This window comes from Ruegeria sp. CDSB136, assembly GCF_059610965.1.
Map to the genome: position 1 here is coordinate 1 of NZ_JBXWOP010000023.1, position 15,677 is coordinate 15,677.

At 53.1% G+C, this 15,677-nt stretch carries 12 protein-coding genes and 1 pseudogene; 3 read left to right on the plus strand and 10 right to left on the minus strand.

The window, feature by feature from the left end; genetic code table 11:
• Nucleotides 1-294 precede the first annotated feature (294 nt).
• Nucleotides 295-2,061, plus strand: a complete 1,767-nt coding sequence (locus AC2FIR_RS20690; RefSeq protein ID WP_496747337.1) for an adenylate/guanylate cyclase domain-containing protein — start codon at nt 295-297, stop codon at nt 2,059-2,061.
• 259 nt (nt 2,062-2,320) lie between these two features.
• On the opposite strand, the gene AC2FIR_RS20695 is transcribed toward AC2FIR_RS20690, so the two are convergent.
• From AC2FIR_RS20695 to AC2FIR_RS20720, 6 genes and pseudogenes are all read right to left on the minus strand, one after another.
• Nucleotides 2,321-3,091: a DUF2182 domain-containing protein gene (locus AC2FIR_RS20695; RefSeq protein WP_480915075.1), complete on the minus strand. Its 771-nt coding sequence runs from the start codon at nt 3,089-3,091 to the stop codon at nt 2,321-2,323.
• A gap of 28 nt (nt 3,092-3,119) precedes the next feature.
• Complete coding sequence (locus tag AC2FIR_RS20700) at nt 3,120-3,740, minus strand: DUF1326 domain-containing protein (protein WP_170617505.1); 621 nt, start codon at nt 3,738-3,740, stop codon at nt 3,120-3,122.
• Between the two features lie 244 nt (nt 3,741-3,984).
• A complete protein-coding gene (locus AC2FIR_RS20705; protein WP_496747339.1) occupies nt 3,985-6,279 on the minus strand; it encodes a rhodanese-like domain-containing protein in 2,295 nt (764 codons plus the stop codon).
• Nucleotides 6,280-7,088: 809 nt separating this feature from the next.
• Complete coding sequence (locus AC2FIR_RS20710; protein ID WP_480491799.1) at nt 7,089-7,595, minus strand: zinc-binding dehydrogenase; 507 nt, start codon at nt 7,593-7,595, stop codon at nt 7,089-7,091.
• A gap of 138 nt (nt 7,596-7,733) precedes the next feature.
• A pseudogene (locus AC2FIR_RS20715) lies at nt 7,734-8,123 on the minus strand (alcohol dehydrogenase catalytic domain-containing protein); the annotation flags it as partial.
• A gap of 54 nt (nt 8,124-8,177) precedes the next feature.
• The gene (locus AC2FIR_RS20720; protein WP_170808432.1) at nt 8,178-9,026 is read right to left on the minus strand and encodes a TauD/TfdA dioxygenase family protein; all 849 of its coding nucleotides are present in this window, start codon (nt 9,024-9,026) and stop codon (nt 8,178-8,180) included.
• 144 nt (nt 9,027-9,170) lie between these two features.
• Here AC2FIR_RS20720 and AC2FIR_RS20725 point away from each other — a divergent pair, with 144 nt between their 5' ends.
• Together AC2FIR_RS20725 and AC2FIR_RS20730 are read left to right on the plus strand one after the other, a co-directional pair.
• Nucleotides 9,171-10,058, plus strand: coding sequence for a LysR family transcriptional regulator (locus AC2FIR_RS20725; RefSeq protein ID WP_170617522.1), 888 nt, complete (start codon nt 9,171-9,173; stop codon nt 10,056-10,058).
• A 391-nt stretch (nt 10,059-10,449) separates the two neighbouring features.
• Nucleotides 10,450-11,076 carry a deiodinase-like protein gene (locus tag AC2FIR_RS20730; RefSeq protein ID WP_496747395.1) on the plus strand — a complete coding sequence of 209 codons (627 nt, stop codon included), beginning with the start codon at nt 10,450-10,452 and terminating at the stop codon, nt 11,074-11,076.
• A gap of 119 nt (nt 11,077-11,195) precedes the next feature.
• On the opposite strand, the gene AC2FIR_RS20735 is transcribed toward AC2FIR_RS20730, so the two are convergent.
• The 4 genes from AC2FIR_RS20735 to AC2FIR_RS20750 all read right to left on the minus strand — a co-directional run bounded on the left by AC2FIR_RS20735 (nt 11,196) and on the right by AC2FIR_RS20750 (nt 15,644).
• The gene (locus tag AC2FIR_RS20735) at nt 11,196-12,920 is read right to left on the minus strand and encodes a GAF domain-containing protein (RefSeq protein WP_496716833.1); all 1,725 of its coding nucleotides are present in this window, start codon (nt 12,918-12,920) and stop codon (nt 11,196-11,198) included.
• An 823-nt stretch (nt 12,921-13,743) separates the two neighbouring features.
• Nucleotides 13,744-14,169, minus strand: coding sequence for a hypothetical protein (locus AC2FIR_RS20740; protein ID WP_480442394.1), 426 nt, complete (start codon nt 14,167-14,169; stop codon nt 13,744-13,746).
• Between the two features lie 231 nt (nt 14,170-14,400).
• Nucleotides 14,401-14,793, minus strand: a complete 393-nt coding sequence (locus AC2FIR_RS20745) for a hypothetical protein (protein WP_170617499.1) — start codon at nt 14,791-14,793, stop codon at nt 14,401-14,403.
• 680 nt (nt 14,794-15,473) lie between these two features.
• The gene (locus tag AC2FIR_RS20750; protein ID WP_170619310.1) at nt 15,474-15,644 is read right to left on the minus strand and encodes a hypothetical protein; all 171 of its coding nucleotides are present in this window, start codon (nt 15,642-15,644) and stop codon (nt 15,474-15,476) included.
• Nucleotides 15,645-15,677: the final 33 nt, after the last annotated feature.

The window sequence follows — 15,677 nt, forward strand, 5'->3', positions numbered from 1 at the left end:
AGGTCTGCTAATGCATCCCAGCTACCACACTGGATTCACAAGATGAATCCCTCACGCGTTTTGTGCAACAGAGCCTCTCGGCGAAAGTAAGTCAGTTCATCTTCATATTGTGGACGTCGGCGTTGGGCTCGGTTCGACTATTCGCTGAGCAAGGTTTGAGAGACTGCAATTCGGACAGTCCGGCCGTACGCAGGGCCCTGCCTAATGCGCGTCTTTCTTTACGCGTCAGTGGACTCTCGTTCCCTGGAAAAGTAAGATGGCGCCATAGTTCTGTGACCTAGGGAAGCAGGTGCTATGACGGATGACCAAGTTCGGCGACGGCTCGCGGCTATCCTTGCAGCAGACGCAGTAGGATACAGCCGGCTGATGGATGCGGACGAAGAAGCTACGCTACGAACGCTCCTGGTCCACCGTAAAACCATTGAAGCATCCATTGCCAATTACAACGGTCGTGTTTTTGGATCCGCGGGCGACAGTGTAATCGCCGAATTCCCGAGTCCCGTGGAAGCCGTGCGCTGCGCCATAGAAATTCAGCGGAGACTCGAGACTGGAAACGCTCACTTTCCAGTAGACCGCGTTATGCTTTTTCGCATTGGCATCAACCTCGGCGATGTAATGGTCGAGGGAGGCAACCTCTTTGGCGACGCAATTAACGTCACGGCCCGGCTCGAGAAGCTGGCCGAAGCTGGGGGAATTATGATCAGCGGAACGATTTACGATCAGGTTGTTGGCAAGATCTCTTATCCGTTCGAATTCGTGGGTGAGCAAACTCTCAGGAACATTGAAGGCCAAGTGCGCGCGTACCGTGTTGCCACCAAAGAGATCGAGACGGATGCCGGCGCACGCGACAAAGGCACGCTTGAATTCGACCTTCCGGAAAGACCTTGCATCGCGATTGTACCCTTCAAATGCCTGTGTTCTGACCCCGAAAAGGACTTTCTTGCCGATGGTATCCGGTTCGGTATCTCGGCCACACTAACACAGCTTTCCGGGCTTTTTCTTGTTCATGCACCGGCCCTTAATCCCTATCGCGGGAAAGATGTCTCGGCATCATCGGTGGGCGCCAAATTCGGCGCTCGCTACATTCTCGAAGGCGCTGTCCAACAGGCTAGTGATCGAGTGCGGGTCACCGCGCAACTTACAGACGTAGAAATCGAGCAAATCATCTTTGCTCAAAGCTATGATCGAGTTGTGGATGATATCTTCAAAGTTCAGGATGAAATCACTCGGGAAATCATCGCTGCACTGAACATAAAGTTGGCCACGAATGAACGAAATCGCATTTGGTTCGAAAAACTCAACAGCCCTGAGGCGGTCGAGTGTTACTACCGCGGTGCCAGTCACTTTTACGAGCTAAACCCTGAGGACAATGGAATTGCCCGCGGCTTTTTTGAAGAGCTTCACCGCGTACAACCCGACTCAGTGGTGGGTCCGAGCTACGTTTCCGTAACGCATTGGATGGACGGTTTTTTCAAGTGGACCGAGCCGGCAGCAAGATCCATGGAACTGGCGGCCAATTGGGCGCAAAGTGCAATAAAATACGAAGACAACAACGGCATCGGTCACGCTGTCTTTGGGCATATTCTACTTCTTAACGGGAAATATGAAGAAGCGCTGACGCTATGTAAAACCGGAGCGAAGCTTAGGTCGAGTTGTCCGTTGGCGCATGCTCTCCTGGGGCTCGTGCTGAATTATTGCGGCGACGCACAGTCCGCTGTTCAGAGCGTGAAAGAAGCCCTTCAGCTCGAGAAAGTGTATCCTGCCTGGCTAATCGACGTACTCGCAGCCGCGTACCGAGACAACGGCAACATTGCGCTCTCGATCCGCGCTGCGAAAGAGTCCTTGCGGCTTAATCAAAAGAACAATGACGCTCGCATTATTCTCTGCAGCGACTACGAGCTTACATCCGCTCACGACAAGGCGAAACGCGTCGCCCACGATATCGTGAGGAGTGATCCGGCGTTTTGCCTATCCGACTACGCAAGCAGTCAGCCTTACAAGGATCCGTCAACGCTCGACCACCTTATGCAAACCCTTCGTGTAGCTGGCTTGCCGGACTGAGCACCAGACTTGGATTTCAGGTCCTTGGCAAATTTGAATTAGCCTGCTTACTCAAATCAGCGCATTAGTCTTAAAAAATCATTGCCCGTGTAAAGCGATAAAACGAAAACTCGGCTATCGGGAGTATCGTGGCGAGTGGAGATGTCAGATTTAGGCTCGAGGCGGGTTTCTATCTCGTACTGAAATTGCCCGTCCGGTAAGGTTTCGGATATCACTCTGTCGTGGCATTCGACCTGCTTGAGAATTTATCGACCCTTCCTCAGGTCAGTGCGATCAACCACCCGCCCCAGACAATCAATACCAGGCCAAATCCTCGGCTCAGAAATCGCCCAAATGGCAACGTCTTTTCCGCCAACACCACGATTGTAAGTACGGCAACCCACGGCAGGTTCATGACGCCCAATACAAACAACAGCACCATCAGCAGCCAGCAGCAGCCAAGACAGTAGGCCCCGTGCTGAAGCCCCATCTTCGCGGCACCCAGGTTTCCCTCGTGCCAATGAGCCGTCAGAAAACTCATGGGCGAGCGGCAATGCTCTAGGCAAGCGTTCTTGAGTGGCGTCCATTGGAACAACCCGGCGAATATCAACATCACGCCGCCCACGGTCGGCGCAACCCTCCCCATCATGGAGGAAAGCGCGCCACCCGTGTGCAGCCACCAATTCAATACAGTCGCCGCCAGCGAGAACCCCAGCCAAACCAACAGATACCCTGCAACGAAGCTGCCCGTCGGCACGAAGGGGCGCCCTGCCTCCTCCCGTTTCGCGCGCACTCTTTCGTAGATCATTACGGCGGGTGTAACCGAAGGCAGCATCATCGCGAACATCATCACGGCCCACATGATAAGCATGAAGACAAAATCCGCGACTGACCACTGCATCATCATCGGCATGGTTACGTCGCTGGCCATCGTCATCGGGGACGAACCACGCCCGAGGTAAATTGTATAGGCCCACGCCAGCGCCGTGAGCGCAACTAGCGCAGCCAGAACCAGCGCCCGATCCCGTTGTGCAACTCCTAAAGCATTCATTGTAATAGCCTGACGATCCGGCCCAGCCTCAGCCGGCCCAGGCGACTTGTCCAACCACACCCGACCGGCCTGTCCAGCTCATGGGCATATCTGAGTCGTTCCAGGTGGTGCCGTCACTGGGGGCCAGATCACCTTGATGCCCCTCATGCCCGAAGGCGAGGCTGAACGCGGCGTTCTGCAGTTTCATCTTGTTGCCGAGATCATTGACCAGACGGCGGGATTTCATCTCGCCCACACCAGCCACACTCGCCGTTAGTTCGCCTTCGGCCTCGGTCACGCTGATCCCGGCGCGTTTGGTCGGAAGCCAGGTCGACAACAGGCTTGCTGGTACTTCCATGCCGCCGCCGGACGCACCCTGCAAGATGGTCTCCAATGACGCTACCTGCGCATCGCTGGCGTTTTCATCAATGTACACTCGCCCGGTGCCGTTGGCGTCGAACAGGGTCGGCCCGGGGAAATGAAACGAGACAATCGCGTTCTGACCGGAAAGGTCCACGCCTTCATGAGAGCCCTCGCGAATGCGTACCAACAGTGTTGTTGCGCAATACCCCTGGTCCATGAGCATAAGGTCGGCTTGTCCGAACCAGCATGGGCAAAGCATGTTGCAACTGCAGGTTTCGACGAGCTCGCCCGAAACATTCCAAGCCATGACTTCTCCTCCCGTCTCACGTTTTCCGCAGCCGAATTTTAGCATAAAGGCCGCGTTTCACCAATCAACCACAAGGCTACTCGTGCTTGCTCAGGGCTCAATGCGAACACGCCATCAATTTAGCTGGGCGTCTGCACTCCGACCGGTACCAACTGAACGTCTGCTCTACGCCCAACAGAAGCTCGCAGCCGACGTTTCTGGCATTTTTCAGGGTGAAACCAAGGGGTAGTTGGCGAGCGACGAGCTAATCGTTTTCAACGATTGCCGTTGGAAGGCCTTGCTCGACCCAATCTGGATACCCACCGGCATAGTACCGAGAATCCTCGAAGCCCCAGAGGTGGGCCTTTATTGCGGCATACGCAGAATATGGGCAATGTGGCCCATGGCAGCTGAATACCATAGTGTCATCAAGTTCCGCTATTTCCAAAAGTGCGTCTCGTGACAGACCAACTAACAGCGAGAAGTTGAAGGAATTGGGTATATGCCCGGCATTAAAATCCAACTTCGCGCGCACATCGACGAATTTCGCTGCGCCTTGTTCCCAAAGAGCATGTGCTTCTTCAGTATTAATACGAGAGATTGATTCAGGGTAATACAAACCTTCATCACGTGTCATTTGGTCTGCGACATCATCGTAATCAATGTCATTGCCAGTGCTGGGTGGTACCCCGGCTTTCAAAACGCCCTCATACAAATGTCGGCGATAATCCGGGTCGTAACCGTACATGTCACCGTACCACCAGATAAGGCTTTCTTCAGCCGTAAAGGGATCATAAAACGACGGCAGGGCAAGAGCGTCGTACTGCTTTACCAAATCAGGGACTTCCTCTAGCCGCTCCAAGTGACCAAGCGCGGATACTAACGTTGTAATATCGGCCACTATGTCAGAATTGCGGTTGAGCACGCGTCGCATCGTTGCCACGACGTCCGCATATTTTTTTTGGTGAAGCTGGGAAACACCCAGTTCGCGCAAATAACGGGTTGGTTCAAGCGGATCAAAACGCAAGGCATACTGAACCGCCGCTTCTGCTTCCGACGCACGCCCTGTCGCGTTAAGGACCTTGGCTTTTACGAGATGTATGTCAGGGTCATTTGGCGCCAAAGCCAACGCTTTATCTAATTCCTTATAAGCCTCATCGTGGCGGCCCTGCTCCACAAGAATCTCTGCCTGAACCGAATATGCTAAAGCCGATGGTTCCTCCATCGCTTTTTCAAGGCTTCTTTCCACTTCTTTCCAAGACCGTTCAAACCCGCCACTCATGGCCAGAAACCAGACACTCTGAACAATTCGCCAATGGGCCGCAGCTAAGGCAGCATAAGCCCTGTGGTAATCGGGATCGATTGCGATCGCGTCTTCAAATCTGGAAATCGCGCTCAAGGTGTCATCAGAATTGCCACTGCGCAAAAGTTCAAGGCCGTACAGCAGCGAGTCATACGCTTCAGGATGTTCAGTTTCTGTTGTTCCAAACTCCTGTTTTTCTTTGGCTGTCAATTGAACCGCCAATGCAGATGTTATTTCTTCTAGGACCTTGTCCTGAAGTTCAAAAACCTGCTGAACATCACTGTCATATCGGTTGGCCCAAATATGATGACCGCTCAAGGCATCGATCAACTGTGCATTTACACGGACTTGATCTCCTGCTCTGCGCAGGCTCCCTTCAAGGATGTATTGTACCCCCAATTCTTCAGCGACCTGCTGGGATTTCACGGCCTTGTCTTTGTAAGTCCAACTTGAATTTCGTGAAATTACGAAAATGCCAGACAGCTTGCTCAAGTCCGTGATCAGGTCTTCGGTGATCCCGTCTGCAAAAAATGCGTGTTCTGGATTGTCACTAAAATCGTCGAACGGAAGTACCACGAGTGAAGGCTTGTCCGGCAGAGGAAGGGCCATCTGATCAACTGAGGCAGGATCGAATTCCGGTTTCCATGGTCGCCAAATCATTAGTGCAAGCAAGAGGATGATCGCAGACATTGAAATGCCTACCTTGATTGGAAAATTTCCAGAGCTTGAAACAAGCGGCTTCCCGCCCGGCACCACCCGATACACCCTGACAGGAGTGGATATGTTTTTTACTCTCTTTTCTCCTAGATCTTCATAACCAACTTCCACGTTCGCTTTGAGGTGATCGTAGGCTGTGCCGGATACGACCACACCTCCCGGTGCGGCCAATTCTTCCAGCCGAGCCGCGATGTTGACACCGTCTCCGTAGATATCCCCCTCGTCGAAGACTACATCGCCAAGGTTGACCGCAACTCGATAGCGGATCTTGCGATCTTCAGGGACATGCTCTTCTCGGGTTTTCATGGCTTCTTGAATCGAAACCGCACAGTGAACTGCCTCTACGACACTGGGGAACTCGGCAATCATTCCGTCCCCCGTTAGTTTTATTATATGACCTTTATGGGTGTCTATCTTGGGGTCGATGAGTTCGATCCGGTGTCGTTTTTGTCGCTCAATGGTACCTGTCTCGTCGGCCTCCATTAGGCGCGAGTACGCAACCATGTCGGCGGCGAGAATGGCAGCAATCCTACGCTCCATGCTAATCCTCCGAGTTTGAGGATAGCAGAAAATGAAATGAAATTCGACTTTAGGCCTGTTTAGCGCATTCAACCATCATTGGCCCCGCCAGCGCCTGTCGCCAATGTAAAATGGGGCTGCCAGCGACTCGAATTGCCAATGCTGACCCGTTGATGCTCCATTCAACACGTCGCTTCGATTAACAGAATGCCAGATGCTCACCCTCTAAATTCCCCGTGCTCACTCGTCCTTCGTCCTCGTGCCGCGTATCGCTTAGCTCCGCTAAATGCCCCCCAAAATCGCCCCAGTTCCGGCCACCGGTCGGAAAAGCTCATTGGTTTCATCGGTCGGCAAGGTTTCCTACCACCCCAGCCAGTTGATTGGAACATCGTTAGTTCGATACCCGTGGTACCCGTTTATGCCCCAGTGGTTTCGGGTGTTCTGACTCCCCTTGTCTCCTCCTCTTTCCTAACCACTAGCAGGGGTACTATGGGGGTGGGGAATAGGTATAAGTAATGAATAAAAACCGGAGGATAGAGAGACCCGAGACCGCTCACTGGTGCTGACGGCATCCGTAGGACTGGACCGTTGACGAGTCGTTCCTGGGGCTGACGGGCGGTCGCCGGTGCTGGCGGGTGGCGGGGCCTATGGAGTCGATGGCGTCAAAGCGGTCGCTCAAGCCTAATACACGAATGACCGCCTGGAGCCAAAAGCAGACGTTCATTGCGTTACCCGGAACAGCCAGATTGCGCGAATAACTGAATTTGCATAGGGACGCACAATGATAGAGGGAATGACTGTTTAAAAAACCCATAAGGCGTTTGGGCCGATCACGGCTGAAACCTTGTGATAACAGCGGTTCCTGGGGAAGTCGGTCCATTCATTGCGCGAAGTTCATTGCTAGCCTCTTCCAATCGGATTTCTCTGGCGACCATTGGCTGGATATCCACTTCGCCACGTTCGATCATTCCTAGAAGGCGGGGGTATTTCCATGAAGGCATACCACGAGTGCCAAAAAACGAGAGTTGTTTGGAATAGATTGCACGCATGTTCACCTGCATCTGGCCGTCGCCCGACGGCATACCAATTTGCACGTGTCGACCAAGGATAGCGAGACACTCTACGGATGCGTTCGTCGTTGTTTCGATACCCAACGCTTCTATGGAAACCTGTGCTCCTCCATCCGTGATATCTCGGATCGCTGCTGCGGCGTCTTCTTTGCTTGCATTTACTGTTGCGTCCGCGCCGTTGAGCTTTGCATACTCAAGCTTTTCTTCAACCACATCCACTACGACAACTCGGCATCCAAGCATTTTTGCCAATAGAAGAACGGACAAGCCAATCCCTCCGGTTCCGTGGACAGCCACCCATTCACCAGCTGCGACATCTGCACGGTCAGTCAAAGCATGCCAAGCAGTGGTGACACGACACCCGAGCCCTGCCGCCAAGGCAGGGGACAGCGTTTCTGGCAAGTGAACCAAGTTGTGGTCAAAAGGCACTGCAACGTATTCTGCGTATGCACCTTGCGTTCCAAATCCAGGAACGATTTGGTTAGCACAAGTGTTTGATACGCCTGTTTGACAAGCGTTGCAGCTGCCGCAGCCTAAGATGAATGGCGCTATGAGGCGATCACCAACTTTGTGCTTCGCTTGAGGCCCTGCCTCTACCACGGTCCCACAGTATTCGTGCCCTAAGATGGAGCCATTTTGAACTTTGGGGTGTGCACCAGACCATCCATGGAAATCCGAGCGGCATACGCCACAGGCAGCGACCTCCAGGACCACTCCATTGTCTGGACAGGTTGGATCCGGGACCGTCTCAATCGAAAGGTCTTCACAAAACTCTCTTACGACTGCAGCTCGCACTTAGCGCTCCTAAAGATTTGGTTTCATTGATCGAGCAATTCGGTTCAGTCGAGACTAAACAGGTCTATCGCCTTTCACGGTCACACGTCGCCCTTTACGCTCTGCGGGCCAATAGTCCCAGATAGCACGATGCATGCAGCACCGGTTGTCCCAAAAGGCCATGTCGTAAAGCGACCACCTGAACCGGATTTGATAGTTGATTTGTTCCGCATGCTCGAAAAGCATGTCGAGGATCGCATCGCTTTCCTTATCCGACAAGCCCACAATCTTTGTCGTAAATGTTCGGTTCACAAATAGCGATTTCCGGCCCGTTTCCGGATGAGTTCTAACAATTGGATGAACTGCTTCGGGACAATCAATATCGCTGTCTTTTTGTCCCCGGTCGCTATAGCGGCCTTTATAGATATGCTCTGAACTATGAAGCGCAGACAGGCCGTTGATCATATCTTTTATCGGTTCAGAAAGATCGTCGTAGGCCGCATACATATCACTGAACATAGTGTCCCCGCCGCAGGGAGGGGCGATATGGATTTGAAGCATAGTTCCAAGAGGAGGCGTCTCGTCGCAAGAGACGTCAGAGTGCCAGAACTCACCGTTTGCTACCTTGGAATTCTTGGTTGCATGGATTTCGAAAATCTCTGGATATCCTTCCATTGTTGGGGCTGCGGGGTGCGCATGAAGCGGTCCAAAGCGTTTCCCAAATTCAATGTGCTGCGCAGGCGGAATTTCTTTCTGCTCTTTGAAAAACAGAACTTGATAGGTGTGAAAAGCGCTGCAGATCTCTGCGAACTGGTTGTCAGGAACAGGCCGGCTTAGATCGACTCCATAAATCTCAGCCCCAAGGTTTGGAGCGAAGGGTTTGGCAACGATGGAAGTATAAGCGTTGGATTTGGGAGCAACCATAAGCACCTCTGGGTTTGGTTTCGTTGGGCATGCTATGCGCAAGGTACACATCAACAAAAATGAACAAAAACGAAAATTCTTTGACTGATGGGTGAAAAAATTTCACATATTGATCACGGGTTAGGCGGTAGCGAGGTTATCGGAATGAGCATTAGGTCACTGCGAACTCTAATCGCAGTCCATCGACATGGTAGCTTCCGTGCCGCGTCAGAGGCGGAGCATTTAACTGCGTCGGCCGTCAGTCACCAAATGCGGAATCTGGAGGTCACTTTGGGGCTCGATTTATTTGACCGATCAGCCAAATCTCCCAAACTTACTCATACCGGGCTAACATTAGTCGGAGAGGCTGCTGCGGTGGTGGCCGCATATGACGGTTTGGCGGAAAGGGTGAGGTCGAACAACGAACTCTCTGGTGAAATAACTTTGGGGGCCGTTCCAACAACTCTGACTGGATTGGTGCCAATTGCGCTAGCGAGGCTAAAGTCCGTGCATCCGGATATCCGTGTAAGAGTTGTTCCAGGTTTGACCAATCAGCTTTTGCTACAGTTAGATCGCGGGCAGATTCAAGCGGCGATCATTTCCCGACCAGATGTTCTGCCAAACACGTTGGAATTCTCTGAAATTGTATCCGAAGAATTGGTCCTGCTTGTCTCGGAAAACACCCCAGATTTACCTCCGAAAGAACTGCTTGGTGCGTCACCGTTTATTCGTTTTACGCGTGATGCGGTTGTAGGAAGGCAAATCGAGACTTGGCTGCAAAGAAAGGGCATTGAAGTCAAAGACGCCATGGAACTAGAGAGCCTTGAAGCAATCTCAAGTATGGTGGCGGCTGAACTTGGCGTATCAATCATACCAGACAGCCGCTTAGCTGCATATGACCACTTGCGGCTCAAAAGTATTCCCCTTGAACAGAACGGACCTAAGCGCATTGTTGGCCTGGCGAATATGAGAGCCTCACCTCGCACTAAAATGATCGACGCAGTTAAGACGGCACTATTGGAAGCAGTAGAAAACCAGCTGGTATATTTGTGAGCTCGCACTCCAGCAGGTATCCACAAGAAAATTTTTGCCACTTAAATAACCGAGACTGGAAATCAGTTTTGGCCAGTCTCTAACGCCAAACCTGATTGCCGCGATAGGTTGTGTCGCCTACAGAGCAGCCTTACGTTACTTTTTGGTGGCTGAGCACCAGGCGCCCAAGTTGCAAAACTCTGCAGTGTCTACCAAAGTTCGCTTCGAAACAGAGTTGGGACTCTTATAATGACTGGTACATTTTGTTCCATTCTCGGAGCGATTGGAAACACACCTTTGGTGTCTCTTGATCGGCTGGTAAAGCACTATGGTTGCGAGGGAAAAATTTTAGCCAAGCTCGATTACTTGAACCCCGGATTCTCCAAAAAAAGACCGCGCGGCGCTTGGGGTCATTGAAGCAGCTGAGGCCAATGGCACGTTAGAGCATGGGCAGACAATCGTTGAGCTGACAAGTGGCAATATGGGCACCGGCCTTGCCATCATCTGCAGTATCAAAGGCTACCCATTCGTTGCTGTCATGTCCAAAGGCAACTCGCCTGGAGACGTTTCATCCGACTTACTGAAGCTATCCGATCTTCGCGATGCGCCTGTCTCGTTGATTTTCGGGAGCTACACGTGTCCCATATTTCGTCGTCAATCCGAGCGCATGAAGCAGTTAATTGGCGAATTTGAAAACTCGGTTCAGTTCGTTTTCGTTTACACGCTGGAAGCGCATCCGACAGACGGATGGAACACAAACTCCAACCGTGCCGACAAAATTATGTACGCTCAACCAACAAATATGAATGAGCGTGCCAAGGTGGCCCATGATTGGCGAAGGGCCTTCAGCTTTCACAGCCAAGTTGTCCTAGATTGGCCAGACAATCGGATAAATGACGATTACGCTGGCGCACCAGAGCGCTTGTATATTCTCGACGCTAAGGGTGTCGTGACCTTCAAATCCGAGCAAGGCCCATATCACGATAGCCATCTAGAGGATTGGGCAAAAGCGTTAAGAAGCGCCACAACAAGCCCGTAGCGGTTTCGACCAATTGGCAATCCGATGCCGCTATGCAGCTAATGGCGGTTTTGTCCACTAAAGCGGCCATCAATACCAGATACCGCGAACGACTGGCCTGAGCCCTAAGCACTCATTGACTAAGCCTCAGCTATGCCGGTCAGCCGAAACACTTCCATTGGCTCCCGGATGCCTTTCAGCGTTAACTCCCCACGCGATTCCACGAGGAACCGATCCTCGAGCGCGATGGCCGCCCGCGGACTTAGAAGGATCTCTCCATCCTCTGCCTCGTCGCAAAGACGCGACGCTAGGTTGATAGGTGTGCCAGAAGCCGTGTAGTCGAACCGCCCCTCAAACCCCACGATCCCAATGTTCGCATACCCAAGGGAGACAGCCACACCGAAACCCAGCCGGTGACCCAATCGCTTCCATCGCATGCAAAGATCCACCATCCGCGCGCGCATGGCAATCGCCAGCCGCGCCGCCTCGCCTGCGGGGTCGTCACAGGGCAGCGGATCGTTGAACAGCACCATTATGCCATCCCCCATCCGCAGATCAACTCCCGCCTCGTGGGCGTTGATCAGCTTTCCCATCTCTTCGTGATAGGTTTGGAGAACCTCGATGGTCTCCTCCGGCTCCGCCGTCTCGCAAAAGGCAGTGAAGCCCCGGATGTCGCAGAACAGCGCGCCCAGAAGCGCCCGATGGCTCGACAGCAACTTCTCAGATCCCGACGAAATGACGGTATCTGCCACCGCCGCCGGCAGGAACCGCTTTAGGCGCCCCATGCGCTCGATCTCGCCCACCTGGGCTTGCACCCGATCGCCCAATTCGGCATTGAGCGCCTCCAGCGCCCTGAACTGGCGCACGTTCTCGATGGCGATGGCGGCCTGGGAGGCGAAGCCTTCGACCAGTTGGGTATCCGAGTCACGCGGGAGGCGGTCGGGCGGCCACATGAGGTTTATGCTGCCCCACACTTCGCCGCGGACAAAGATAGGTACACCTACCAGATACTTCAGGCCCCGCGCCCGGACCCATTCGTAATCAAGATAACTTTCGTCAGTAGCATCGTCGATCCGGGCGACCGCTCGAGAGCGGAAAACCCGGCCAGTCAAAGTATTGTCGGCAAGCGGTTCTGCTGGCGTCAGTTCCGTCTCGGCGAGGGCTTCGCCGCGGACGCCATAGCTGGCGCAGTAGTGGATAATGCCATTCTCGACGCGCCACAAAGTGCACACCGGTGCACCACATAGTATCGCCGCGTTCCGCGTGATCAGGTCGAACACTGGGCCATCATCGTCCCGATTCTGGCTGATGACTTCCAGAATATCCCGCGTCGCCACTTCACGCTCTAGCCTAGCCTGCAGCTCGCGGAACTGCCGCACGTTCTGAATGGCGATAACGGCTTGTGCAGCGAAGGTTTGCACCAAGGCGATTTCATCTTCTGTGAAGGGCAACACTTCCCGACGGTAGAGAAACAAAACCCCTAGCGAAGAATCCGGTGTTAACAGCGGAACGGTAAGAAGTGTGCGTATGCCCTCAACTTCAACCGCGTGAACCCGGTGCGGTTGACCGGCATCGTAAATTTGGTCTCGTGCATCGGCGATCTGCAGCGGTTCGCGAGCAATCATCGCCTGTACCGTCAGTGATTGTTCCGGGTCCATTGGCAACGGATTGGCATTGATCAGCTCAACGAATTGTGACCGGGCGCCGTGATAGGCGGGGATTGTCAAACAGGTGCGCTCATCATTGGCCAGAAACAGACATGCAAATGGCGCATTACACAATCGTGCCGCGCTTTCAAGAATCACATCAAAAACAGGTTTTTCATCGTCACGGGACCGTGAGATGACCTGAAGGATTGCCCGCATCGCACGCTCACGCTCACGTGCACGCGCAAGCTGTTTTTGCGACCCATGGCGATTTGTGTTCTGAGGCGAATTAATCACTGTCGCGCCTTTGGTTGCGATGTACTTAATTCAATCTTAGCCGCGCAGGCTTTCGCATTCCAGACTGTGTACTTGAGCACGTCTGGCTGAGCAAAATTACATTTTCGACACGAGCGTTAGCATCTACTCGTATTGTGGGAAGCAATTCAGGCGACGTAATGACCGGCAGTTTTGTCCGCACAGCCTTCATTCCGCCACCTACGACCAACGTCATCCTTGGAAAAAGAAAGTAAAGCAGAGATCCGCCGGCAACCCGCTAAGGGCCGCCGAGGTTTGGATTTCAGGGTGGTCTGCGATTAACGACATTGTGGGCTAACCACTGCCAGTAGGCTTCAGCATCCCGGAACCCCTGAGCCCGAGCTGCCAGATCTTCCGCTGCCTTACGGGTGCACCCGCCGTCGTATTCGGCAATCGCTGCTCGCTCCTCGAACGCGTCGATGTCCGGGAAACTCATATCGGGAGCCGTATCTGATCGACGATCGACCGACGCTGCTCATCACTGATCCCAGCCGAGTATTTCCCGTAGGTGATCCCGTTCTCCGATCGAGCCGATTGGTGACCGACCAGAGAGGCTGTGAAGTGCTCAGGAAAACCCGTTCGCTCGCACTGGGCGATGAACCACTTGCGGGTCGAATGGAACACAAACTCTCGCCCCTACGCTCTGGTCAAGCTGCAAACCGATCGGTCACCGTATCGGCTCGCGAAAACCCGACGGAGTATCGGACCGATTAAAACCCGCTCGGTCCTAAATCGTTACTGCGCCGGGAGAGAAGCGAAACTTATCAATTAAGGGAGCACCCAAATGACAGGGTGGGAAGTCACATTCAACATTGCAGCAGCGGGAACGACAATCGCTCTGCTTCTTTATGTACAGTATCTTCTGAAAACCTAGGCCGCCGATGAATCTCCGCATCTCACGGGTACGCCACACACTCGGCAAGTTTTCGTTCGCCATTTCGACGGGAATTCCATGCGCCTCGGCAAAGTCGCAGACCGGCAGAAGCTTGCGCCAATCACGAGAAATGATTGCCGTCCCCTTCCAGCTCCAATCTGGGATCAGTTTTGACAGGCGGATCATCTCGTTGACCGCCGAAAGGGCCTGAGCGTCGTTTCCGGCCGGGCAGCCAAGGATTTGGACCCGCCCCTGCGCAACCGGGTCGAGGCTTTCCATGATACCCCCGGGGCGGGTCCTTTTGCCGTGATTGGTCGACGGTAATCCCATGGCCTGTTTTCATACGTTCCCGGGATCCTCCGATCACGGCGTTCGCTGCGCTGATCACGTTCTTCGACGAGCGGTAATTGTCGGTCAGAAGCGTCTCGAAATCAAGTTCATCGGCAGCTACCCGTCGGGCGAAACTCGCGCCAACCAACCGCTTGGCTAAGACATGGATGGTCAAGACCGTCACGAAGCGAGCATCTTAGCCAAACAGCAGACGCAAGCGTTCCCGGAACCCCCCATAAGATGCGGCAAGTCGTGGCGCAGAATATTGTGCCCAATAACATGTGCGAAACCGGCGCAAAACAGGTCGAGCTTTTCAAGCGCGGCTTTCAGGTCACCTTTCCGATGAACGATCCCCTCTCCATCGCCTTCCAGCACGGCTGCAAAGGCGAACAACTTGGCTTCCTTGGGATCAACCTCCAGATCAATCGACAGACAGCGCGACAAGATTTTGGATTGTTCCCGCGGCATTTGAATACTTTTAGTTCCCGGCGGAATAGCCTCTGGCTTTTCAAGCGGCTGTGTTCTGCCACGGCCAAGGGCCTTCGATATGCCACGGGAAATTAAGTTTTTCATATCGGCAAGTTATTTATTCATCCCAGGGAACGGAACCTTCGGCAGCCATTTGACCAAAAATGTTCCCCCGATGCCATGTCAGATTTATTGAGTGCGGCCAGTTTCTTTTTTTTGGGCTTCCAGATCTTCCCATCCGGAACCAACAGCCGGTCGACAACATCACCCGGCACCTTATTGCGAGAGCGGAGCTGGCAGGATCCTAAAAGGCTTTTTGATCATAGTTCGCTTGTTCCCCGGCCCGTCGGTCTTTTGCCAATGCAGCGAACATCCGGCTCCTGCCCAGAGCGCAAAATTCGTATGGCCGACGAGTCCCCAAACGCCAAAACAATCAAGAGCAAAAAGTGAGACACATGACTGAATTCAAACCGATCCCCAAAAATCGCCCATTGAGCTTTTTCCATTTATTTTAATATATTTCAATATGTTGAAAAATATCCTGCCACTCCAGCCAGGTCATCGGAACATCGAACGACAGCAGGCTCTTGGGGCGGAACCCTCAAGGAAATGCTCCCGTTTCTGGCCCAGTGGTTTCGGGGTTTCTTTTTTATCTTCACTCCTTGGCGGTTACGATGAGCCGTAAACCTGCCTTAATCAAAACACCCCAAACTGTCTCATTCGTGCTGATGTTGGCCGAAAGACAGTGAGCGTGATGGTTATGGCAAATCTCAGGCCTTCAAGATTCACTTTGGTGCTTCACCAAAGTAGCCTCCAAAGAATGCGACCATTGCAAGCAATACGCCGACCAGTATTGCGATGACCCAAAGTGCTCCGCTGCCCTTGGCAAAATATCCCATCGAAAGCAGGCCAACTACGAATATTCCCACCAAGAAATACAGTATTGTATTGTCCACCTTATCCCCCCAAACGCTAAATCAATTGCGCAA

Bases quoted from the DNA above. Each gene is read 5' to 3' on its own strand.
- AC2FIR_RS20690 (WP_496747337.1), top strand. From the start codon at position 295: ATGACGGATGACCAAGTTCGGCGACGGCTCGCGGCTATCCTTGCAGCA.
- AC2FIR_RS20695 (WP_480915075.1), bottom strand. From the start codon at position 3,091: ATGAATGCTTTAGGAGTTGCACAACGGGATCGGGCGCTGGTTCTGGCT.
- AC2FIR_RS20700 (WP_170617505.1), bottom strand. From the start codon at position 3,740: ATGGCTTGGAATGTTTCGGGCGAGCTCGTCGAAACCTGCAGTTGCAAC.
- AC2FIR_RS20705 (WP_496747339.1), bottom strand. From the start codon at position 6,279: ATGGAGCGTAGGATTGCTGCCATTCTCGCCGCCGACATGGTTGCGTAC.
- AC2FIR_RS20720 (WP_170808432.1), bottom strand. From the start codon at position 9,026: ATGGTTGCTCCCAAATCCAACGCTTATACTTCCATCGTTGCCAAACCC.
- AC2FIR_RS20725 (WP_170617522.1), top strand. From the start codon at position 9,171: ATGAGCATTAGGTCACTGCGAACTCTAATCGCAGTCCATCGACATGGT.
- AC2FIR_RS20735 (WP_496716833.1), bottom strand. From the start codon at position 12,920: ATGCGGGCAATCCTTCAGGTCATCTCACGGTCCCGTGACGATGAAAAA.
- AC2FIR_RS20740 (WP_480442394.1), bottom strand. From the start codon at position 14,169: ATGGAAAGCCTCGACCCGGTTGCGCAGGGGCGGGTCCAAATCCTTGGC.
- AC2FIR_RS20745 (WP_170617499.1), bottom strand. From the start codon at position 14,793: ATGAAAAACTTAATTTCCCGTGGCATATCGAAGGCCCTTGGCCGTGGC.